This is a genomic window from Pseudomonas purpurea (genome assembly GCF_039908635.1).
Taxonomy (GTDB): Bacteria; Pseudomonadota; Gammaproteobacteria; order Pseudomonadales; family Pseudomonadaceae; genus Aquipseudomonas; species Aquipseudomonas purpurea.
On the sequence record NZ_CP150918.1, the window covers coordinates 1746365 to 1765486 of the forward strand.

General features: G+C 57.3%; 23 protein-coding genes and 1 pseudogene. 9 read left to right on the forward strand and 15 right to left on the reverse strand.

All coding sequences use genetic code 11. The features are described from left to right. Positions 1-18: 18 nt before the first annotated feature. Positions 19-585, forward strand: a complete 567-nt coding sequence (locus tag AABM54_RS07765) for a nitroreductase family protein (RefSeq protein ID WP_347904689.1) — start codon at positions 19-21, stop codon at positions 583-585. A 148-nt stretch (positions 586-733) separates the two neighbouring features. Here AABM54_RS07765 and AABM54_RS07770 read toward each other — a convergent pair whose 3' ends face one another. The 6 genes from AABM54_RS07770 to AABM54_RS07795 form a co-directional block, all read right to left on the reverse strand. Then, positions 734-2077, reverse strand: coding sequence for a HAMP domain-containing sensor histidine kinase (locus AABM54_RS07770; RefSeq protein WP_347904690.1), 1344 nt, complete (start codon positions 2075-2077; stop codon positions 734-736). 64 nt (positions 2078-2141) lie between these two features. After that, positions 2142-2582, reverse strand: a complete 441-nt coding sequence (locus tag AABM54_RS07775; protein WP_347904691.1) for an LTXXQ domain protein — start codon at positions 2580-2582, stop codon at positions 2142-2144. 124 nt (positions 2583-2706) lie between these two features. Continuing rightward, positions 2707-3384, reverse strand: coding sequence for a response regulator transcription factor (locus AABM54_RS07780; RefSeq protein ID WP_347904692.1), 678 nt, complete (start codon positions 3382-3384; stop codon positions 2707-2709). Between the two features lie 7 nt (positions 3385-3391). Further along, the gene (locus AABM54_RS07785; RefSeq protein ID WP_347904693.1) at positions 3392-3802 is read right to left on the reverse strand and encodes a translation initiation factor 2; all 411 of its coding nucleotides are present in this window, start codon (positions 3800-3802) and stop codon (positions 3392-3394) included. A 109-nt stretch (positions 3803-3911) separates the two neighbouring features. Then, complete coding sequence (locus AABM54_RS07790; protein WP_347904694.1) at positions 3912-4211, reverse strand: YciI family protein; 300 nt, start codon at positions 4209-4211, stop codon at positions 3912-3914. Position 4212: 1 nt separating this feature from the next. Then, positions 4213-4809, reverse strand: a complete 597-nt coding sequence (locus AABM54_RS07795) for a septation protein A (protein ID WP_347904695.1) — start codon at positions 4807-4809, stop codon at positions 4213-4215. Positions 4810-4896: 87 nt separating this feature from the next. Between AABM54_RS07795 and AABM54_RS07800 the strand changes: the two are divergent. From AABM54_RS07800 to rluB, 5 genes and pseudogenes are all read left to right on the forward strand, one after another. Further along, positions 4897-5761, forward strand: a pseudogene (locus AABM54_RS07800) (PHP domain-containing protein). A gap of 13 nt (positions 5762-5774) precedes the next feature. Next, positions 5775-6404 carry an L-threonylcarbamoyladenylate synthase gene (locus tag AABM54_RS07805; RefSeq protein WP_347904696.1) on the forward strand — a complete coding sequence of 210 codons (630 nt, stop codon included), beginning with the start codon at positions 5775-5777 and terminating at the stop codon, positions 6402-6404. A 60-nt stretch (positions 6405-6464) separates the two neighbouring features. Beyond that, the gene (locus tag AABM54_RS07810) at positions 6465-7223 is read left to right on the forward strand and encodes a ScpA family protein (protein ID WP_347906149.1); all 759 of its coding nucleotides are present in this window, start codon (positions 6465-6467) and stop codon (positions 7221-7223) included. A 12-nt stretch (positions 7224-7235) separates the two neighbouring features. Next, positions 7236-8282, forward strand: coding sequence for an SMC-Scp complex subunit ScpB (scpB, locus tag AABM54_RS07815; protein WP_347904697.1), 1047 nt, complete (start codon positions 7236-7238; stop codon positions 8280-8282). A 300-nt stretch (positions 8283-8582) separates the two neighbouring features. Beyond that, positions 8583-9851 (forward strand): 23S rRNA pseudouridine(2605) synthase RluB, encoded by a 1269-nt coding sequence (gene rluB, locus AABM54_RS07820; protein ID WP_347904698.1) that lies wholly within the window; start codon positions 8583-8585, stop codon positions 9849-9851. Positions 9852-9988: 137 nt separating this feature from the next. On the opposite strand, the gene AABM54_RS07825 is transcribed toward rluB, so the two are convergent. Further along, on the reverse strand, positions 9989-10951 hold the full coding sequence (locus tag AABM54_RS07825; protein ID WP_347904699.1) for a leucyl aminopeptidase: 963 nt from the start codon (positions 10949-10951) through the stop codon (positions 9989-9991). A 67-nt stretch (positions 10952-11018) separates the two neighbouring features. Beyond that, entirely contained in the window at positions 11019-11156 is a 138-nt protein-coding gene (locus AABM54_RS07830; protein ID WP_347904700.1) for a hypothetical protein, read from the reverse strand. Between the two features lie 1029 nt (positions 11157-12185). Between AABM54_RS07830 and AABM54_RS07835 the strand changes: the two genes are divergently transcribed. From AABM54_RS07835 to AABM54_RS07845, 3 genes are all read left to right on the forward strand, one after another. Next, positions 12186-13607 (forward strand): amino acid permease, encoded by a 1422-nt coding sequence (locus tag AABM54_RS07835; RefSeq protein WP_347904701.1) that lies wholly within the window; start codon positions 12186-12188, stop codon positions 13605-13607. 539 nt (positions 13608-14146) lie between these two features. After that, on the forward strand, positions 14147-14512 hold the full coding sequence (locus tag AABM54_RS07840; protein ID WP_347904702.1) for a hypothetical protein: 366 nt from the start codon (positions 14147-14149) through the stop codon (positions 14510-14512). A 220-nt stretch (positions 14513-14732) separates the two neighbouring features. Beyond that, on the forward strand, positions 14733-15143 hold the full coding sequence (locus AABM54_RS07845) for a hypothetical protein (RefSeq protein ID WP_347904703.1): 411 nt from the start codon (positions 14733-14735) through the stop codon (positions 15141-15143). Positions 15144-15614: 471 nt separating this feature from the next. Here the strand turns inward: AABM54_RS07845 and AABM54_RS07850 are convergent, their stop codons facing one another. The 7 genes from AABM54_RS07850 to AABM54_RS07880 all read right to left on the reverse strand — a co-directional run bounded on the left by AABM54_RS07850 (position 15615) and on the right by AABM54_RS07880 (position 19060). Continuing rightward, positions 15615-15746, reverse strand: a complete 132-nt coding sequence (locus tag AABM54_RS07850; protein WP_017337405.1) for a hypothetical protein — start codon at positions 15744-15746, stop codon at positions 15615-15617. 62 nt (positions 15747-15808) lie between these two features. After that, a complete protein-coding gene (locus tag AABM54_RS07855) occupies positions 15809-16366 on the reverse strand; it encodes a toll/interleukin-1 receptor domain-containing protein (RefSeq protein ID WP_347904704.1) in 558 nt (185 codons plus the stop codon). 345 nt (positions 16367-16711) lie between these two features. Further along, positions 16712-17107 carry a transposase gene (locus AABM54_RS07860; protein ID WP_347904705.1) on the reverse strand — a complete coding sequence of 132 codons (396 nt, stop codon included), beginning with the start codon at positions 17105-17107 and terminating at the stop codon, positions 16712-16714. A 60-nt stretch (positions 17108-17167) separates the two neighbouring features. Further along, a complete protein-coding gene (locus tag AABM54_RS07865; protein ID WP_347904706.1) occupies positions 17168-17569 on the reverse strand; it encodes an IS5 family transposase in 402 nt (133 codons plus the stop codon). A gap of 110 nt (positions 17570-17679) precedes the next feature. Then, positions 17680-18078: an Imm44 family immunity protein gene (locus AABM54_RS07870; RefSeq protein WP_347904707.1), complete on the reverse strand. Its 399-nt coding sequence runs from the start codon at positions 18076-18078 to the stop codon at positions 17680-17682. A gap of 57 nt (positions 18079-18135) precedes the next feature. Further along, on the reverse strand, positions 18136-18510 hold the full coding sequence (locus AABM54_RS07875) for a hypothetical protein (RefSeq protein ID WP_347904708.1): 375 nt from the start codon (positions 18508-18510) through the stop codon (positions 18136-18138). A 193-nt stretch (positions 18511-18703) separates the two neighbouring features. Beyond that, positions 18704-19060 carry a hypothetical protein gene (locus AABM54_RS07880; RefSeq protein WP_347904709.1) on the reverse strand — a complete coding sequence of 119 codons (357 nt, stop codon included), beginning with the start codon at positions 19058-19060 and terminating at the stop codon, positions 18704-18706. Between the last annotated feature and the right edge of the window lie 62 nt (positions 19061-19122).

Genomic DNA, 19122 nt, shown 5'->3' on the forward strand with positions numbered 1-19122 from the left:
TTTTTCAGGAGGTGGCCGATGCAGGCTCTCGACGCTTTGCTCAACCGTGTATCCGTACCCCGTTTGCTTGACCCGGCGCCTACTGCCGAGCAACGCGAAGTGCTGTTTTCTGCCGCCCTGCGCGCACCGGATCACGGGCACTTGCAACCGTGGCGTTTTCTGACGGTCGAGGGCGCGGCACGTGAGCAGTTGGGCGAGTTGCTGGCGCAGGCGGCACGCCTGCAAGACGCCGATGTGCCGCAGGCCATGGTAGACAAGGCGCGCAACGGCCCGCTGCGTGCGCCGCTGCTGGTGGTTGTGGTGGCGCGACTGCAAGACCACATCAAGGTGCCGAAGTCCGAGCAACTGCTGGCGGCGGGGTGTGCGGCCCACGGCATTTTGCTGGCGGCTTACGCCCAGGGCATCGGCGCGGTATGGCGTACCGGCGAGCTGGCTTATTCGGCCCATGTGGCCAAAGGGCTGGGGTTGGCGGAAGGCGAAGAGGTGATTGCGTTCCTGTACCTCGGTACACCGCAGAACGAGCCACGCGTGGCGGGTAAAGTGGATCTCGCCGAGTTCGTCAGCGCCTGGCCGGCCAAGTCCTGAATCAATGGCAGTTTGATTTAATGTGGGAGCGAGCCTGCTCGCGATAACGCGGGCACATTCAACATCGAGGTGACGGTCAGGCCGCTATCGTCTGATCGCCGTTCGGGGCAAGCTCGCTCCTACAAGATCCGTCAGGCCCGACAGGTCTTCAGGGTTGTACGACGGCCCCAGGCACCAACGGCAATTCCAGGCTGGCAACAAACCCGCCCTCCGGGTGATTGGCCAGGATCAGGCTGCCGCCATGGCGCTCCGCTGCGCGCCGGGCGATGGCCAATCCAAGGCCATGACCCGCTGCAGTTTGGCCGGGCGCCCGGTAGAACGGCTCTCCCAATTGGCTCAAATGTTCGGCTTCAACCCCCGGCCCGTGGTCACGCACGCTCACCACAATATGTTCACCCTGACGCAGGGCCAGCACTTCAATCGGTTGTCCGGCCGGGTTGAAGCGTTGGGCATTGCGCAGCAGGTTGTCCACTGCCCGCTCGATCATGGTCGGCCAACCCTTGAGGCTCAAGTGCTGCTCGGCTTCAACCCGCACGCTTTGCTCCGGCGAACTGAGTTGGGCGTCCTTTTGTACGGTGCTGAGCAGGGCGTTGAGGTCGACGTCTTCGGCGCTGGCGTTGTCGGCATCGACCCGTGCCAGCACCAGGATTTCACTGATCAACGCTTCCAGGCGATCACACTCGCGGGTCAGGCGTGGCCAGAGTTTTTCCCGTTCAGCAGGGCTGGCGCGTTCGGCGAGCGCCAGGGCAATGCGCAGCCGCGCCAGGGGAGAGCGCAACTCATGAGAGACGTCACGCAGCAGTTGTCGCTGGCTGCCGATCAGGCTTTGCAGGCGTGCGCCCATGCGGTTGAAGTCATTGGCCAGTACGCCGAACTCGTCGCGCCGGTTCGCCAGCCTTGCCAAGCTGTTTTGCTGATAGGTGGTCTGGCCCAGGTCATGCACCGCCCCGCGTAAGCGGCTGAGTGGGCGGGTGATGGACAGCGTCACCAGCAGGCTGAACAGCGTCAGCACCACCAAGGCAATCGCCAGGGCACTGAGGGGCCAAAGCAGGCTGGTGCGGTGCCAGGCATCCAGTTCAGGGTGCGGGATGCGGTAGATCAGCAGGAAAGTTTCACCGCTTTTGGGGCTGGTGTACTCGACGGTCAGGCGACGCCACGGCAAGTGGCTATCCTTGTTGTCGCTCTGCCGCGCCTCAAACGCTGCTGCCCGCCGTGGGAACGTTCCGCGAACCACCGGGTCACCGCTTTCGTTCAGCACCTGAACATCGATGTGATAGCGCCGCTTGCGTTTTTCGAGCAGCGCTTGCGCGGCGTCTTCGCCCTGTTCTTCGTAGAGCTGTGTCCACTGCTGCGCCAGGGTGTTGAGGCCAGGGTGGCGACTGAGAATCCAGGCGTCCTGATTGAGCATGTGCCCAAGCAGAATCGAAAGCCCTGCAACCAGAGCGATGGCCAGCCAGAAACTGGCGAGGATGCGCCAGAACAATGAACGCACGGGAAGTCCTCAAACAAAGAAAGCCCGACGGAAAACCGCCGGGCTGGGGCGCTGCGTTAGAGCATTATTGCGCTTTTTGCGGCTGTTGGGCTTTCCACGCCTGGAACTGAGCCCATTCGGCTTTGCGCTCGGCCTGCTTTTTTTGGATAGCGTCGAACTTCTGCTGTTGGTCCGGCTTGAGAAGGGCGCGTACGTCGCTCTCGGTTTTCTGGCGGCCGGCCGCCATCTGGTCTTTCAGCGCCTGCTGGTCGGAGGGTGAGAGTTTTTGCAGGTACTGGTCGACCAATTGTTTGCGGGCCTGCATCTGGGCACCGATCAGTTTGCGGATCTGCTCGCGTTGTTCGCGACTCAGGTTCAGCTCCCGGTAAGGGCCTTTGCCGCCGTGCATGTGTTCGCTGTAACCATGGCCGTCCATGGGGCCCGTCGGGCCCTGGCCTTCTGGCATGGCCATGGCGACGGTTGGCAGTGCAGCAGCGAACATCAAAGCGATCAGGGTCTTGCGCATGGTGTGTCTCCTTGTCTCGTTCCCGGTGTGTTCCGGATGGGTACAGATTACGGAGATCAAGGTCAGCGGCGGTCAGCGGAGCGTAAAGCTTGGGTAAAGACGTTTTTGCGGCGAGCTGACAAAACTACAGGCTGTAGTAGTAACCACGGCTGCGCAGGGCAACGATGCGCGGGCGACCGTCGGGGTGTGGGCCGATTTTTTTGCGCAGGTTGCTGACGTGCATGTCCAGGCTGCGGTCGTACAGGGTCAGCTTGCGGCCCAGGGCGATCTGCGCCAGTTCCTGTTTGTCCAGCGGTTCGCCGGGCTGCTTGAGCAGGGCTTCGAGCAAACGGCTTTCGGACACGGTCAGGGTGAACTCTTGCTCATCGATGCTGACGACGCCGCGCACGGGGCTGAAACACAGGTCGCCCAGCTCGATCTGGCTGGACACCGCCGTCGGGTGACTGCGGCGCAGCACGGCGCGCAGGCGGGCGGTCAGTTCTCGTGGATCGCAGGGTTTGGCCAGGTAATCGTCGGCACCCAGCTCCAGGCCGAGGATGCGGTCCAGCGGTTCGCCACGGGCCGAGAGCATCAGCACGGGCAGATCCGGGTGATCGCTGCGCAGTTGCTTGAGCAACTCCAGCCCGCTGCCGTCGGGCAGCATGACGTCCAGCACCACCGCCGCCGGGGCGGTTTCGGCCAGGGCGCGGCGCGCGCTCTGGCCATCGTGACAGGCGTGAACCTGGAAGCCTTCCTGGCTCAGCCAACTGCTCAGGAGCTCACACAGCTCCTGGTCATCATCAATTAGTAACAGCTCGCTCATGACTCACTCAATTTAGCCATTGCCGACGTTGTCTACGTCCACCACTGGCGAAGATACCGCAGAGCAGGGCCAATAGCGCTACCCCGGCGCCCGTGACGAACCATTGCTGCTGATCGGTCAGCAGGCGTGGTTGCGGATTGGCCTGGGCTTCCTTGAGTTGCAGCTTCAGGCGCTGGTTCTCCTGACGCAGGTGACCCAACTGGGTGCTTTCACGTTCGGCATCGGCACTTTGCAGGTTTTTGCTCAACTCTTCTCGTTGCTGCTCGCTTTCTTTCAAGCGTTGCTGCAACTCGGTGATCTGACTGCCGGCACTCAGTGACAAAGGCGTCGAATGGCCTGACTCAGAGCTTTCCTCGGCATGGGCAGGGGCCCCGATCGATAACATGACCAACAGCAGACACAACGGACCTTGGCGCATCGGAACTCCTGATTCCAATCGAGTGTTGGGCAAGTTGTCGGCAGTCAAACGAGAATAATGAGCGATTGAGTGCGCAATGAACCGACAAGGTTCATTGCGCAGCAACAGATTAAGGCAGGACTTGCTTGAAGGGTTTGACCAGAACGTTGGCGTAGACGCCTGCGCCGATGTATGGGTCGGCATCGGCCCAGGTCTGGGCGGCTTCAAGGGAGGCGAATTCGGCGACGATCAGGCTGCCGCTGAAACCGGCAGCGCCCGGATCATTGCTGTCGATGGCCGGGTGTGGACCGGCCAGCACCACGCGGCCCTCGGCTTGCAGCGCTTGCAGCCGCTCGATGTGTGCAGGGCGTGCAGCCAGGCGTTTTTCCAGGGAGTTGGCGACGTCTGTGGCAATGATTGCGTAAAGCATGTCAGTCCTCGGTTTTTGGCGTGGTGGGATCGGCGTCATGCAGGTGGCGGGACAGGTAGATCCCCTGGCCGACCAGGAACAACAGCGTCATGCCCAGGCTGCCGAAGACTTTGAAGTCGACCCAGATGCTCTGGAACGTGAACGCGACGAACAGGTTGGCGGCGCCGCAGAACAGGAAAAACCCGATCCAGGCGATGTTCAGGCGCAGCCAGACCGGGTCCGGCAAGGTCAGTGCGTGGCCCATGATGCGTTTGATCAGCAGGCGGTCGCCGACGAAATGGCTGCCGATGAAGGCCAGGGCAAACAGCCAGTTGACCACCGGAGCTTTCCATTTGAGGAAGGTTTCACTGTGGAAGGCCAGGGTCAGGCTGCCGAAAACCAGGCAGGCGACGAGTGTCAGCCACTGGCTTTTTTCCAGTTTGCGCTGGGAGATGAACAGGGCGCCGTAGACCACCAGGGAACTGATGATCAGCATGGCGGTGGCGCTGTAGATACCGCCGACAGTCAGTTGCTGACCGGCGATGTCGACGACCCGTGGATCGATTTTGTAGACGATGAAAAACAGCAGAAGCGGGATGAAGTCGATGAATTGTTTCACAGTGGCAGCCAGAAGCAGGATGTGGCGGCATAATAACAAACATATTGGGTCGCGAAAGCGCCAGCTGATTTGAGGTTACACAGTCCTGTGAATGTTGATTTGCACTGCCATAGCACGGCCTCCGATGGCGCACTGGCGCCTGCGGTTCTGGTTGCGCGTGCGTTCGAGAGAGGCGTGCGAGTCCTGGCCTTGACCGACCACGACACCCTCGAAGGCCTCGACGAGGCCCGCAGCGCTGCGGTGGCGTTGGGGATGCAACTGGTCAACGGCGTCGAATTGTCCTGCACCTGGGGCGGCGCGACCATCCATGTGCTGGGTTACGGTTTTGATGTGAATGCACCGCCATTGGTCGAGGCAATTGCCAAATTGCACGACGGTCGCTGGCTGCGTTCCGAGGAAATCGGCCGCAAACTGGCCCTCAAAGGCATGCCCGGCGCACTGGAAGGTGCCCGCACCCTTCAGCAGGAACTGGGCGACAGCGGCAACGCGCCGGCCCCGTCCGCACTTTGCCGACTGGATGGTGCGTGAAGGTTTTGTAAAGGATCGCGCCGAGGCATTCCGCAAATGGCTGGGCGCGGGCAAGCTGGGAGACGTCAAGCAACACTGGCCGACCCTGGAAGAAACCGTCGAAACCCTGCGCGCAGCGAAGGCCTGGGTCAGCCTGGCACACCCTTGGCACTACGATTTCACCCGCAGCAAACGCCGTCGCCTGATTGCCGACTATATTCAAGCGGGCGGCCACGCAATTGAAGTGGTCAACGGCCATCAGCCTGCCGAACAAGTGGGCAGCCTGGCTATTCTTGCTCGTGAGTTTGGTCTGCTGGTCAGTGCCGGCAGTGATTTCCATGGACCCGGAGGCTGGTCCGAGATCGGCGAGTACCGCCCGCTCCCGGAGGATCTGCCGCCGCTTTGGTGTCGATTCAAACATGACCCAGCCGCTATTACCGTCTGAACAGGTAGAAAATGTGAGTCAATTTTTCCAGATTCATCCGGAAAACCCGCAAGCGCGCCTGATAAAACAAGCGGTAGAAATCATTCGGGCCGGTGGGGTGGTGGTCTATCCCACGGACTCCTCGTACGCCATTGGCTGCCAGATCGGCGACAAGAACGCCGTCGAGCGCGTGCGGCGCCTGCGACAACTGGACGACAAACATAACTTCGCGCTGATTTGCAGCGACCTGTCGCAATTGGGGTTGTTTGCCAAGATCGACACCGGCACCTTCCGCCTCTTGAAGGCGCACTTGCCGGGGCCGTACACCTTTATTCTCAACGCCACCCGCGAAGTGCCGCGCCTGTTGCTGCACCCGAAGAAGCGCACCATCGGCTTGCGGGTGCCGAGCCATCCTATCGCCCTGGCACTGCTGGCCGAATTGGGCGAGCCGCTGATGAGCGTGACCCTGATCATGCCGGGCGACACCGACCCGTTGAGTGACCCGTACGAAATGCGTCAATTGCTTGAGCATCAGGTCGACTTGATCATCGATGGCGGTTTTGGCGGGATAAAGGCCTCTACTGTCATTAACCTGGCCGACGGTGAACCCGAAGTGATACGCGTGGGTTGCGGCGACCCAGCACCCTTTACGGTCGAAGCCTGAATGTCCGTTGCAGAAACCGTCGATAGCCAGGCCGGCGCCCAGCAAGAACTGCCGTTTGCCATGGTCTACGGCCAGGCGGTCATGGAAATGCCGCTGGACCTGTACATTCCGCCGGACGCGCTCGAAGTCTTCCTTGAAGCCTTTGAAGGCCCGCTGGACTTGCTGCTGTACCTGATTCGCAAGCAGAACATCAACATCCTCGACATCCCGGTGGCGGAAATCACCCGTCAGTACATGGGCTATGTCGAGTTGATGCAGTCGGTGCGCCTGGAGCTGGCCGCCGAGTACCTGGTGATGGCGGCGATGCTGGCCGAGATCAAGTCGCGGATGTTGCTGCCGCGCTCGGCCGAGATCGAAGCGGAAGAAGATGACCCGCGCGCTGAACTGATCCGTCGCTTGCAGGAATATGAACGCTTCAAGGCTGCCGCGGAAGGCATTGATGGCCTGAGCCGGGTTGGCCGCGACGTGGTAGTGCCCCGGCTGGACGCCCCGGAAGCGCGAGCGCGCAAGCTGGTGCCGGACGTGAGCCTGGAAGAGTTGCTGATGTCCATGGCCGAGGTGCTGCGCCGTGGTGACATGTTCGAAAGCCATCAGGTCAGCCGCGAGGCACTGTCTACCCGCGAGCGCATGAGCGATGTGTTGGAGCGGCTCAAGGGCGGCGGTTTCGTGCCGTTTGTCGAGCTGTTCACCGCTGAGGAAGGGCGCCTGGGTGTGGTCGTGACCTTCATGGCGATCCTCGAACTGGTCAAGGAGTCCTTGGTCGAGCTGGTGCAGAATGAGCCGTTTGCGGCGATCCATGTCCGGGCGCGAGCCGAATAACGAGCAAAATCAATGAATTTGAGTGAACCCCGCGAGCTGGCGCCGCTGCTTGAGGCCTTTTTGTTGGCCTCGGGAAAACCGCAATCGATGGAACGCCTGTTCGAACTCTTCGAAGAAGGCGAGCGCCCGGAGCCGCCGGTCTTCAAGAAAGCCCTGGCGATTTTGGCCAAGTCCTGCGATGGCCGGGCTTTTGAGCTGAAGGAAGTTGCCTCGGGCTACCGTCTGCAAATTCGCGAGAAATTTGCGCCCTGGGTCGGACGCTTGTGGGAAGAACGCCCGCAACGTTATTCCCGGGCGATGCTCGAAACCATGGCGCTGATTGCTTATCGCCAGCCGATCACCCGTGGCGAGATCGAGGATGTGCGCGGTGTGGCGGTCAACAGCCACATCGTCAAAACCCTGATGGAGCGTGAATGGATCCGCATCGTCGGTTACCGCGATGTGCCGGGAAAACCGGCGATGTTCGCCACCACCAAGGCGTTCCTCGACCACTTCAACCTGAAGAACCTCGACGACTTGCCTCCGCTGGCCGAGCTGCGGGAGCTGGAGCCCGAGCCGATGCTCGAGTTCGACGACGCACCGGTGCCGCAAAGCCTGCAAGAACTGGCCGACGCCAGCGCCGAACCGGAAGAGCCCAAGGACGAAACCAGTTTCCACACCTTGCTGCTGGAATTGGATTCGATGGAAGAGGGGATCAAGACCGACTTCGATGATTTGTTGCGTGATGGCGCGGTGAGTGAGAGCGACGCCTCGGTGTCAGACGACGCAACCGTAGATGTGCCGGTTGAAAGCGAAGTCGAGGTTGAAGCCGAACTTCAGGTAGAAGCCGAGGCCGAACCTGAAGAGGTAGAAGTAGAAGTAGAAGTAGAAGTAGAGGTAGAGGTAGAGGTAGAGGCAGAAGACGACATCCTTGGTGTCGCCGAAGCCCGCGAGAAACTGCTCGCCGCCGTTGCAGCCCTTGAAAAGCCTGCCCCGGAGCCTGAATTGAGCGACGAAGAAGCCGAAGCCCTGGCCCTTGCCGAAGCCATCGAAAACGAACGCCGCCAGTTCGAGGATTGACGCATATCACTGTGTGTGAGCCTGCCCGCGATGAGGGAGTGTCAGTCGACATCAATGTTGTCTGATACACCGCTATCGCGAGCAGGCTCGCTCCCACAGTGGTTCAGTGTTGTGATTGATCGAGCTCTGCACCACCAGTCGGCGGAAAAGCAATTAACCGACCGTTTATCAGCTAGTCTCTGATGCGCGAGCGGCGCCATGCGCGTATGATTCCCGACCCTTTGGCGATCCCTTCGCCAAACGACCAGATTTCACATCTTCAGGCCTCGGCCTGAACAGACCACACCGGGAGGTGCCCAGATGAGTATCAACGACCAGAAAGACGACCAGGAAATCGGCCCAGCAGGCGAGAAACTGCAGAAAGTCCTCGCCCGTATCGGCGTCGGCTCGCGCCGCGACGTAGAAGCCTGGATCAGTCACGGCCGCATCAAGGTCAACGGCAAAGATGCCACCCTTGGCCTGCGCGTCGACCTGCATGACGCCATCACGATCGATGGCAAGGTGATCAAGCGTGAAGAAGCGGCCGAATCGGTCCGCCGCGTGATCATGTACAACAAACCCGACGGTGAAATCTGCACCCGTGACGACCCTGAAGGCCGTCCGACCGTGTTCGACAAAATGCCGAAACCAAAAGAAGGCCGCTGGATCAACATCGGCCGTCTGGACATCAACACCACCGGTTTGCTGATGTTCACCACCGACGGTGAGCTGGCCAACCGCCTGATGCACCCGTCCTACGAAATGGACCGCGAGTACGCGGTACGTGTCCGTGGCGAAGTCGATGACGAAATGATCGAGCGCCTGAAGGCAGGCGTGGTCCTCGAAGACGGGCCGGCCAAGTTCACCGACATCAAGCAGGCGCCCGGTGGTGAAGGTTTCAACCACTGGTACCACTGCGTGGTGATGGAAGGTCGTAACCGTGAAGTGCGTCGTCTGTGGGAATCCCAGGGTTTGGTGGTCAGCCGTCTGAAGCGCGTGCGTTTCGGTCCGGTGTTCCTCAACTCTGACCTGCCGATGGGCCGCTGGCGCGAAATGAGCCAGTACGAAGTCGACGTACTGAGCGCCGAAGTCGGTTTGACCCCGGTGGCCATGCCGCAAATGAACGCCAAGAGCAAAGACAAGCTTGAGCGTATGCAGCGCAAGTCGTCCCGTCCGGTCGGCAAGAGCGAGCGCGTGCGGACCCTGCGTCCAGCGGCGGATGCTCCGGCAGCAGCCGGTCCACGTCCGGCCCGTGAGCCGCAGATCGAAGGCGAGCGTCCGGCCCGCAAGCCTGCGCCACGTCAGGACGGCGAGCGCGGTCCACGCACGCCACGTCCGGCCAACGGTCGCACTGAGCGTGGCGAAGGTCGCGGCGCTCCAGCGGGTGGTCGTAGTGATCGTGGTGCTCCGGCTGGTCGCGGTACGCCAGTGGCGGATCGTCCGTCCGACACCAAGCGCCCGGCCAAGCCCGCGCCGAAGAAGCGTCCGGGTATCGTCCTGGTCGACCGTGATGTGCCATCGGGCAAGCGCCGTGGCGCGCCGGCCGGTTCGGGTCAGCGTCCGGGCTTTGGTCGTCGCAAGCCGGAATAATCGGTAAGCGCCTATAAAAAACGTCAACCTTCGGGTTGGCGTTTTTTTTGACCTGACTTTAGTGATGCAGTGTTTTTGAGTCTGTCATCGCGAGCAAGCTCGCGAAGGCGTCAGCCGCATCACCCGGTAAGCCGGGCTTAAAACACAAACCGCCCATCAAACACCGGTTTTTCATCCAGTGCCAACACACCGCTTTCGAAGATCAAATCCAGATGATGGCTGCCCTTGGCGCCACCACCCAATCCCAGGTGCAGGCCGCAATGGCGCTCCTCGAAACCGGCGTTGCGCGCATACAGCGCTTTCACGCCTTCATTGGTGCCGATCCCCAGCTCTTCGATGCGTCGATTGGAAGGGTTGGCGTCCAGATATTTGTTGAAGTCGTGCTCAAGCCCCGGCACCTCGGTGGCGATTTTGCGAATGGTCGAGTTCTCGATCCACAGCTCCAACGGTGCTTGCAGTACGCCGTACTTGCGGGCGAAGGGAATGGTGCTGAGGAAGGTGCCGACGAATTTCACCTGGCCATTGATGGCTTCGCTGTGGGTGGCAATTTCGCCGGGGGCCAGGTCGAAGTTGCCGACGCCGTTGATGTCGGTCCACTTCTTGATGCTGCTCAGCGGTGTCTCGAAACAAGAACCGTACTGATCGTTGAAGCTCAGGGTCGTGGCCTGGGACATGCGCTGGATCAAGTGGCTGTTCAACCCCGCGATGCGTTGCGGAGAGATGCTGAACGTATCGTAGAAGTAGTCGCCATAATCCTTGAATAGCAGCGATTTCTTCCAGTTCTCGGCCATCACGCCTTGCAGGGCGCGAACAAAGTCAGGGCCGTCCGGACGCGGGTTGGGCAAGGTGGAAGAATCGTAGAAGAAAATGTACAGATCGCAGTCGGTAATGGCCTGTGCCAGCGTAGGGGTTGGCTCAAGGTCCAGGCGCATGGCGCTGAACTGGAACGGCGAATGGCCGGCCTGCTCGATGATGGCGCTGGTCAACGCTTCGTAAGGCGTTGTATGCCCGAGCAGGACCTTGGCCGGGCGGGCGCCCACCAGGGCCGGGTGATGATCGAGGTAGTAAAGGAAATGCGAGATGGCGCGGTGTTTGTCCATGTGTCCTCCTTGACTGTCAGCAAATGGTGGCAGGCACGACCGCCTGGATCGTGCCTGCCTGGATGTCTTACAGAGGCCACATCGCCGTGCCGAACGGAACCACCGCGTCGGCTTGCATCATTTCCACGGCGGCGTCGTGGGTCGGGGCTTCAAACCAATCGTCGAGTTGCAGTTCGGTTTCCAGGTCTTTTTCCAGTACTTGCATGGTGACTCTCCTAGATGACTTTTCGATTGAATGGCGACGCTGTTTTCAGTGCATGAATAAATCAATGCCACGGATAGGGCGGTCGCCGGCTTGCCGCTCCTCATGAGTCGGCAAGTGGCTGGAAACCTAGTTGAGTGCTTTTTGAAATGCAAAAAAATATTTGAATATATTTTATTAGACTTTTTATTCTATTTTTTATCTGTCGATTTTTTCAATTTAAAACAAAATGCTAACTCGGCTTTATCTGTAGGAGCGGGACTACCGTCAATTTGCAGTCATCCTGCAAATTGATCTGGCATGGAAGAAATGCGTTACGCCTCGTAAAGATATCCTTACGGAAAGCTGCGATTGGCACCCTGAATCCACGGTTTTTCCAGAGCTGTAAGGAAATGCTTCCGGTTCGCCGGCCACAAATCGTGGTGCAAGGCTCTGGCCCGCTTGTTTCGAAAGCCTTTCAGCGGTGTGATGCGCCTATGCCTGTCGTGCAGGTGCATAACAAGAAGGAGGCGCAATGAACGCCATTATCCAACTCATCCGACTCTCTCCGAGGGACGATTTTTCAATCGTCCCCGCTGGCGACCCAAACGGGTTTGCCCCTTTAATTGCCGCCGTTCGAGACCTTCGAAACGGCCCCGTGCAATCCCGGCAACCGACACGCTGATCAAGCGGTGTCTGGCAGCAGGGGGTTACGGGTGTACAATGCGCGGCGTTTTAACTGTGACCCGATTGCGTATCCGCGCATTTTGCGCCTCTGTGGGCTGTTCTGATCGGCTGTAAGCGTGTGCTGCAACCCTTCTGAAACACCGACAAGGCCAATAAACTCAAGGTTATCCACCTTGTTCATTCCGCCGCGCCACAAGCGTGGTGGGTTCGATTTCGTCACAGATAAAAACAAACAGGTGACGTATGACCGGTAGCAAAACGCTGAACTCCTGGTGCCTGCGCTGGGGTTTGATCCGCGCTGCTTAATCCTGACCCGAGCAGCAACGTCTTAACGAACATCATCAAACCTTGCGTGAGACCCTTTTAATGAGTGGACAAAACTCGCATTCAGGCGAGCTTAAACGCGGCCTGAAAAATCGCCATATTCAGCTGATCGCCCTCGGTGGCGCGATTGGTACCGGGTTGTTCCTGGGGTCTGCCGGCGTGCTGAAATCGGCCGGCCCTTCGATGATCCTTGGCTACGCGATCTGTGGCTTCATCGCCTTCATGATCATGCGCCAACTTGGCGAAATGATTGTCGAGGAGCCGGTGGCCGGCTCGTTCAGTCACTTCGCCCACAAGTACTGGGGCGGCTTTGCCGGTTTCCTGTCGGGCTGGAACTGCTGGATCCTGTACATCCTGGTGGGTATGTCGGAGCTGACGGCTGTCGGCAAATACGTGCACTACTGGTGGCCGGAGGTTCCAACCTGGGCCTCGGCGCTGGTGTTCTTCGTGATGATCAATGCGATCAACCTGGCCAACGTCAAAGTCTTTGGCGAGGCGGAGTTCTGGTTCGCGATCATCAAGGTCGTGGCCATCGTCGGCATGATCGCCCTGGGCAGCTACTTGCTGGTCAGCGGCAGCGGCGGCCCGCAAGCCTCGGTAACCAACCTGTGGGAACACGGTGGTTTCTTCCCTAACGGCGTCAGTGGTCTGGTGATGGCCATGGCGATCATCATGTTCTCCTTCGGCGGTCTGGAAATGCTCGGTTTCACCGCAGCAGAAGCCGACAAACCGAGAACCGTGATCCCGAAAGCCATCAACCAGGTGATCTACCGGATTTTGATTTTCTACATCGGTGCTCTGGTGGTCCTGTTGTCGCTGACCCCGTGGGACAGTCTGCTGGTGAGCTTGAATGCCAATGGCGATGCGTACAGCGGCAGCCCGTTTGTCCAGGTGTTCTCGATGCTGGGCAGCAACACCGCAGCGCACATCCTTAACTTCGTGGTCCTGACGGCGGCGCTGTCGGTGTACAACAGCGGCACTTATTGCAACAGCCGTATGTTGCTGGGCATGGCCGAGCAGGGCGATGCACCCAAGTCCTTGTCGAAGATCGACAAGCGCGGCGTGCCGGTGCGTTCGATCCTCGCGTCGGCGGCGGTGACATTCGTGGCCGTGCTGATGAACTACCTGATCCCGCAACACGCGCTGGAATTGCTGATGTCGCTGGTTGTGGCGACGCTGGTGATCAACTGGGCGATGATCAGCTTCTCGCACTTCAAGTTCCGTCAGTACATGAACCGCACCAAGCAAACACCGCTGTTCAAGGCGCTGTGGTATCCGTACGGCAACTTCGTCTGCCTGGCATTCGTGGTGTTCATCCTGGGTATCATGTTGATGATCCCTGGCATCAAGGTCTCGGTGTACGCGATTCCGGTCTGGGTCCTCTTCATGTGGGGCTGCTACTACATCAAGAACAAGCGCAGTACTCAGCATGCATTGCAGGCTGCAGGTTCCGCTGCCAAGTAAGTGCAAAGCGCAGAAACAACAAACCCGGCGTAGTGCCGGGTTTTTTGTGAGCGATGCAAAATCCGTGGGCTCGCTCTACAAGGTATTCTGGCAGCCCTGATTGAGGATCGTTTTCCATGCTGGTGATTTCCAATCACTTATTCTAATTTTGTGAAATGACTATTGAGCCCTTTTAGATAGCTGGGTTTAGGTGTTTTTTGATCTTCGGTCTTCCAGGTTTAAGGTTGATTTTTCCCGTTTCTATCCCGTATCTGTTCTGTACCCCTGTTAACAGGCAACACAATAAACGTCGCCACTTACGTTAGGCCGTCTGATGTTGAAAAGCGTAGCGGCTTGACCTTGGTGGCTATCCAGATTTCATGCCGTGACGATTTCTGTCGTTTATGTCGGTGGGGTAGTTGGTGACCATCCGTTTGCACTCGACCTAAACAGTGAGTGCCCTGGTGGGGGACTGGCAGAGAACGGCCATTTGCGGTCGCTCAACAGCTCGCCCTCGCTTAACTACTAGCCGAGTGATATACCGCTGTTGGGTCTAATGCATGGCAAAAACAGGCAGTCTGATGACGCGATTCTCAATTTATAGCGGGTTGGTTTTGGTGGGCTACTCGGCGCTCGATTACGGAGATCCCCCAATGGGCGTTGCTTCAGGCCAATTCGAACTTGCCGATGGGTACGCTGCTATCCAGAACGAGTGCTCAACGAACCACCACGATCAGACCGTTCTGGATCTTTCTGTTCAGACAGAAGCGGGTCTGGTAATTCCATGCGAGGGTCTGGCCATCCTGGATTACTCGAAAGAGCTCCCGTCGCCTTGCATCGAAGTGAACATTTTCGGTATTCCATATCCTCTCTATGGTGAGCTGTTTCCTCAGCAGGTCACTCTGTATGAGCGTCAATTCAGCTAATCGGAATGCCCCGTCTGTGTCCGCTTTGGGTTGTGGATTCAACCGGTCGATGCAACACGACTAAATTCTGTGTAAGCAGAAGGAGTGTTGCAGATGAAGCAGAGACCTCGCTACGCCCCGCTTAGATCGGGTAGCAGCGTGCAGATGGGAATCGTCTGAGTCGCTGCGCGCTTGATAGGTCATCTCCATCCTGGGAGCGACGATTTTAGAGGAGATTGAAGTGGACATTGACCGCCTGATAAAAAAGCGGCAACTGAGTGTGCAAGAGCAAAATGCTCTTGTGGCCCACAGACTCATGGTAACCGCCAAAGCTTGGCAGGCCGCAGGGGTTCCCCCCGCCTTAAAAAACTATGGCGAGTCAAAAGGCATTAGATGGTCAGAAACCGTCGTACTCGACCTTGAAGTCGACTTTCCCGGAATGCCACGCCTTTATGGTCTGTTGCTCACTCACGCAGAGCGGTTCATTGCGTTTGAAATTGATACCGATAGCACTCATAGATACGTGGAATCGGTGAGTCAATGGGCGGATGTTTCTACTCATCAGGACTACACGCCCCGCAAGCGTGGCAGTGGAAAGGGCTTCGCAGCGATTGCTCTCCAGGTGAGACGCGAACTTCTTTGCGGCTTGTAGGTGCGAATGTCATAGAAGCTGACAGCCCCATTGTGAATCGGAAGCCGCTTTTGGCCGACTGCTTCCAGCAACGAGTGTCCGTATATGGACTCCCCCTCATTGCAAGCCCCGTTGCTTTGGGTCGAGGCTGTGTAAAAACGTTTTAGCGCAAGTTTGACAGTCAGAATCGGAGCGAAAGTCGCGTTCCTACGCAAATTTCAGGTCTGCTGACTAACCAAATGCTGGCAGATTTTACGTAGCAACGCAGACTTCAAAAGGGTGCATGCGTTTTCACACAGCCTGGGTCGTTTTCTGCCCGTCGCGACAGGCAGAAATCGGCCAGAAGCAGACGCTCGTGACCGACTGCTTACGTCTGATTGTTGCACGTCAGGAATGACAGCTAATGGCCGTTTTCAGTCGGACGCGATAGGCGGAATACGGCCAGAAGGGGCCAAACCTACGTGAATCACCCCTCTGTCACCGCTTTTAAGGTCAGTCACCTTTTTTGTGTTTATGTACTTCCAGATCGGGATGTTTGGGTTTGTTTTCTTCAGTAACACGACGGCGTTGGTCCTTTTTGCCGGTGGATTCAGCGATCGGTTTGGGGCCGGGTTTAATACTCATGTGTTCAACTCCTTCGATTGATAACAGGTCTGTAAGTAAAGCCGTACGCATGGACAGTGAAGCTACGGGGCGACCAACTCGGCAAGCTTGGCCGCGATATCTGCAAACGTATCTTCAGCAGTGCTCAGGCCGCTTCTCGAACCGAGTAGAGGACTGACTTCGCGCAGCGATTCGTATGTGGTGTCGTGAATGATGGGAACCAGCAGATCCCTTGCGAGGAGCGCGGAAAGCTCTTTGTCAGCGATGCCTTCAGCTGCTAGGCGACGCAGCAAAGCAGGGGTCACCAGCACAATTCCTACTCGAGACTTCGCCAATCCCTTATCAATTTCACGCAGTAAGGAAGAGCCTAGAAGGACATCTTTCTCGCTGAACCAAACGGAAACACCGAGCGACTCGAGTACATCATGCAGCTCCTTCGCGGATCCTTTCCGGTCGTCCCAGGCGTGACAAAGAAAGACGTCACGTAGATCAGGTACTGTCGCACGCCTCTCGACATTTTCGCGTACCGGTGTGAGCGTTCTTACCTCGGCGGAGGTGTAGGCCCACAGAGGATCCGGGCTTCGACCAGCGCGGCTTTGCGCTGCTGGATGAACCGCCGCTACTGCGACCACCCCCGCCATGAGACGGGGACGAATAGGATGGTGCGTAGGACGAGGATGAATACGATCACGATCCGTACCCGCTATATCCGCTGCCACATGCGGGACACGCTGCTCTTGCGCTTGCCGAACGATGACCATGTACCGGTGCTGTACATCTAGACATGTCGTAAACCTTCCGTTTGTAGCTGCTCGCCCAAGAGATGATTAAGCAGCGGCTGTACCGAGCCATCAGCTTTTGAAAACACCGCAGCCCATCCTTATGGGCTCGAAATCAACCTGCACTTCAGATCGTGATTCCAATATGCTGGCACGAACAATAGCCCATAGCGCGAATTCCGCTACCAGGCGTAGCGTGAATGTTTGCTAGGCTCTGAACGAAAAGTAATGTCGCAAACACCGCATGGCACAAGCCAGTGAGACCATCGCTGCATAACTTTTCGCGAGTTTGTCGAAGCGCGTAACGATGCGGCGGTTTTCCTTCAGCCACCCGAACATGCGCTCAATGATGTTGCGCTGCCGGTACTTGGGGCGATCAAACAGTCTTGGCAAGCCCGGCTTCGGCTTGCGCTTCATGCTGCGCAGCGGGATTACCGGCTGCATCCGATAACGATCGCAGTAGCGGCGCAGGGCTTCGGCGTCATAGCCCTTGTCGGCCAGCAACCAGCGGCAGCGCTTGCGGGGACGACCGCGCAGGCCTGGAATGTAAGCCTCATCCAGCAACGGTTGGGCATAAGCGATATCAATCACTTGCTTGCCCACCTGATAATAGAAAGCGCAGCGGCACGCCATTGGCATCACACAGCATGTGAATCTTGGTCGTCAGGCCGCCCCGACTGCGCCCGAGTGCATGGTCTTGCGGTTCTTCAGGCCCCCTTTTTTCCCGGCGCCTGATGAGGCTCGGGTTGCACGAACAGCAGTGGAGTCGATCATCCAGGTTTCCAGATCGATCAAGCCTTGCTCGTTCAATCGGATGTGAAGTCGCTTGAGCATCTGGTCGAAAGACCCGCGATTACGCCAGTCGCGAAAGCGTTGATACACCGTTGACCACGGGCCGAAGCTCTCGGGCATGTCACGCCAGGCGGCTCCTGAACAGAGCACCCACAGTACGCCGTTGAGCATCAGCCGATCATCTGCCCGTGGGCGTCCGTTTCGGCGGGGTTCACTGAAGATGTCTGCAACCAGATCCCAGGCTGCGTCGGGGAGTTCGTACCGTTTGGCCATCGTGGGCTCCTGCCTTTGATGGACGCGGACTCTACTGATTCCTGACGTTTGTGGGAGTCAAATGAGTTTCGGCGGATTTCGTACAGAGCCTAGTGAAACGACTAAATGTATTAGTCCAGCAGCCTCTTTCGTGTTTCATTCAAGGCGTTTTGAAACGTTTGCTTGTCATTTTTCCCCACCTTGAATTTGTCCATCATACCGATGGAACGCTCAATAGCATCAATCATCATAGACGTCTGAGCTTTCTGGTCAGCCTGTTTGAATTTTTCGTGGTCGATATGGAGACGAAACTCTAGCTCCTTATCCTTCTTATTGAACTTCGCTATCTCCGCGAACCCAGAAATAAATTTTTCCGAGAGTATGACTGATATGAAATTCCAACCGTTCAGGTCTGCCTCTATATGAGCCTCCTCCAACAATCCCGCCAGAACAGGTTCAATTTTGGTTCTTGCGAGACGCTCCCCCTCTCCAATATCAGACTCTCGTTCCGCCGACATGAAAAATTCCATACACCCTCCTTAATAATCACGTTGCAGTTGCAGCATCATGTCGATGATGCGGGAGGGTTATTGTGTCTCTAACAGTCTGAAAGTCAGAGACGTCTCTCCCTGCCTCTCCGTGTAGTCGGCAATTAACGTGAGATCAGTCTTTTGCCCTCCGGACCATAATTGGCTAGCAACTCTTTTCGATTGGGGATCTGCTTCCATCTCATAACCGTAAAAGGGGATCCTTCCAGTGCTATCTGGTTGAAATGCAGCGGCATAAGGAGGGATCGTCAAGGTTTCAACGTTTTCCCCCGACCTTTCCAACTCCTCAGTAATTTCTTCGTAAATAGCATGGCTTACTCCAAAGTCCGATAAAGCAGCTAGTTCTCCGTTCTGGATCACCTTCAGAAGATTACCTGCGAGCCGATACGCTCCATCTATGTCAAATGATTTCATCTATCACTTCCTTCTCTTTGGAGTAATTGCAGTTTATGCAGCAGAAGCACCAATGCCTGAAAAGTATGAGTCCGCCCTCATAATAGTGCACCTAGACTGTTCAGGAATTAAACCGGATCTCCTGACGGAATAACCAGCGACACTCTACAGACGTTCCTTCTCCTTCGATGTCCACTCTTTCGTCGAAAAAGACTCAGCTGTCCAAGAATTTTAATAGTTGAGTGAGTGCTAACTCTTCTTGCGAAGTCAATGTGGCCTTGATCTCATCACATCTACCGCTCACAGACACAATATCGCTATTAAGTATTTCTCCATCCGTCGTGCATATATCCAAAGTAATGACAAAGATGTCAGTGCTAACCTCCTTGCCTTCAAAAATAAGTTCGACTTTATTAGGGAGAATGGTCACGTAGGCACAGAACTTTTCACCAGGGTACTCGTAGTGGCCATGATTTCTCTTAAGTACAACATTCTGTCTTTTCGAAGCCTCCTCATAAACTCTATCTAAAAACGCCCGAAGGACATCAAAAATTTCTAGCTTTTCAGTCATTATTTAGTCCCCTTACGACAAACAGATTTCAATACACCATTCGTTAGGGTGTGATTAGATTC

Coding starts and splice junctions, on each gene's coding strand:
- AABM54_RS07765 (WP_347904689.1), top strand. CDS start 19: ATGCAGGCTCTCGACGCTTTGCTCAACCGTGTATCCGTACCCCGTTTG.
- AABM54_RS07775 (WP_347904691.1), bottom strand. CDS start 2,582: ATGCGCAAGACCCTGATCGCTTTGATGTTCGCTGCTGCACTGCCAACC.
- AABM54_RS07780 (WP_347904692.1), bottom strand. CDS start 3,384: ATGAGCGAGCTGTTACTAATTGATGATGACCAGGAGCTGTGTGAGCTC.
- AABM54_RS07785 (WP_347904693.1), bottom strand. CDS start 3,802: ATGCGCCAAGGTCCGTTGTGTCTGCTGTTGGTCATGTTATCGATCGGG.
- AABM54_RS07790 (WP_347904694.1), bottom strand. CDS start 4,211: ATGCTTTACGCAATCATTGCCACAGACGTCGCCAACTCCCTGGAAAAA.
- AABM54_RS07810 (WP_347906149.1), top strand. CDS start 6,465: ATGGTCTACGGCCAGGCGGTCATGGAAATGCCGCTGGACCTGTACATT.
- scpB (WP_347904697.1), top strand. CDS start 7,236: ATGAATTTGAGTGAACCCCGCGAGCTGGCGCCGCTGCTTGAGGCCTTT.
- rluB (WP_347904698.1), top strand. CDS start 8,583: ATGAGTATCAACGACCAGAAAGACGACCAGGAAATCGGCCCAGCAGGC.
- AABM54_RS07825 (WP_347904699.1), bottom strand. CDS start 10,951: ATGGACAAACACCGCGCCATCTCGCATTTCCTTTACTACCTCGATCAT.
- AABM54_RS07830 (WP_347904700.1), bottom strand. CDS start 11,156: ATGCAAGTACTGGAAAAAGACCTGGAAACCGAACTGCAACTCGACGAT.
- AABM54_RS07835 (WP_347904701.1), top strand. CDS start 12,186: ATGAGTGGACAAAACTCGCATTCAGGCGAGCTTAAACGCGGCCTGAAA.
- AABM54_RS07840 (WP_347904702.1), top strand. CDS start 14,147: ATGGCAAAAACAGGCAGTCTGATGACGCGATTCTCAATTTATAGCGGG.
- AABM54_RS07850 (WP_017337405.1), bottom strand. CDS start 15,746: ATGAGTATTAAACCCGGCCCCAAACCGATCGCTGAATCCACCGGCAAA.
- AABM54_RS07855 (WP_347904704.1), bottom strand. CDS start 16,366: ATGGCGGGGGTGGTCGCAGTAGCGGCGGTTCATCCAGCAGCGCAAAGC.
- AABM54_RS07865 (WP_347904706.1), bottom strand. CDS start 17,569: ATGGCCAAACGGTACGAACTCCCCGACGCAGCCTGGGATCTGGTTGCA.
- AABM54_RS07870 (WP_347904707.1), bottom strand. CDS start 18,078: ATGGAATTTTTCATGTCGGCGGAACGAGAGTCTGATATTGGAGAGGGG.
- AABM54_RS07875 (WP_347904708.1), bottom strand. CDS start 18,510: ATGAAATCATTTGACATAGATGGAGCGTATCGGCTCGCAGGTAATCTT.
- AABM54_RS07880 (WP_347904709.1), bottom strand. CDS start 19,060: ATGACTGAAAAGCTAGAAATTTTTGATGTCCTTCGGGCGTTTTTAGAT.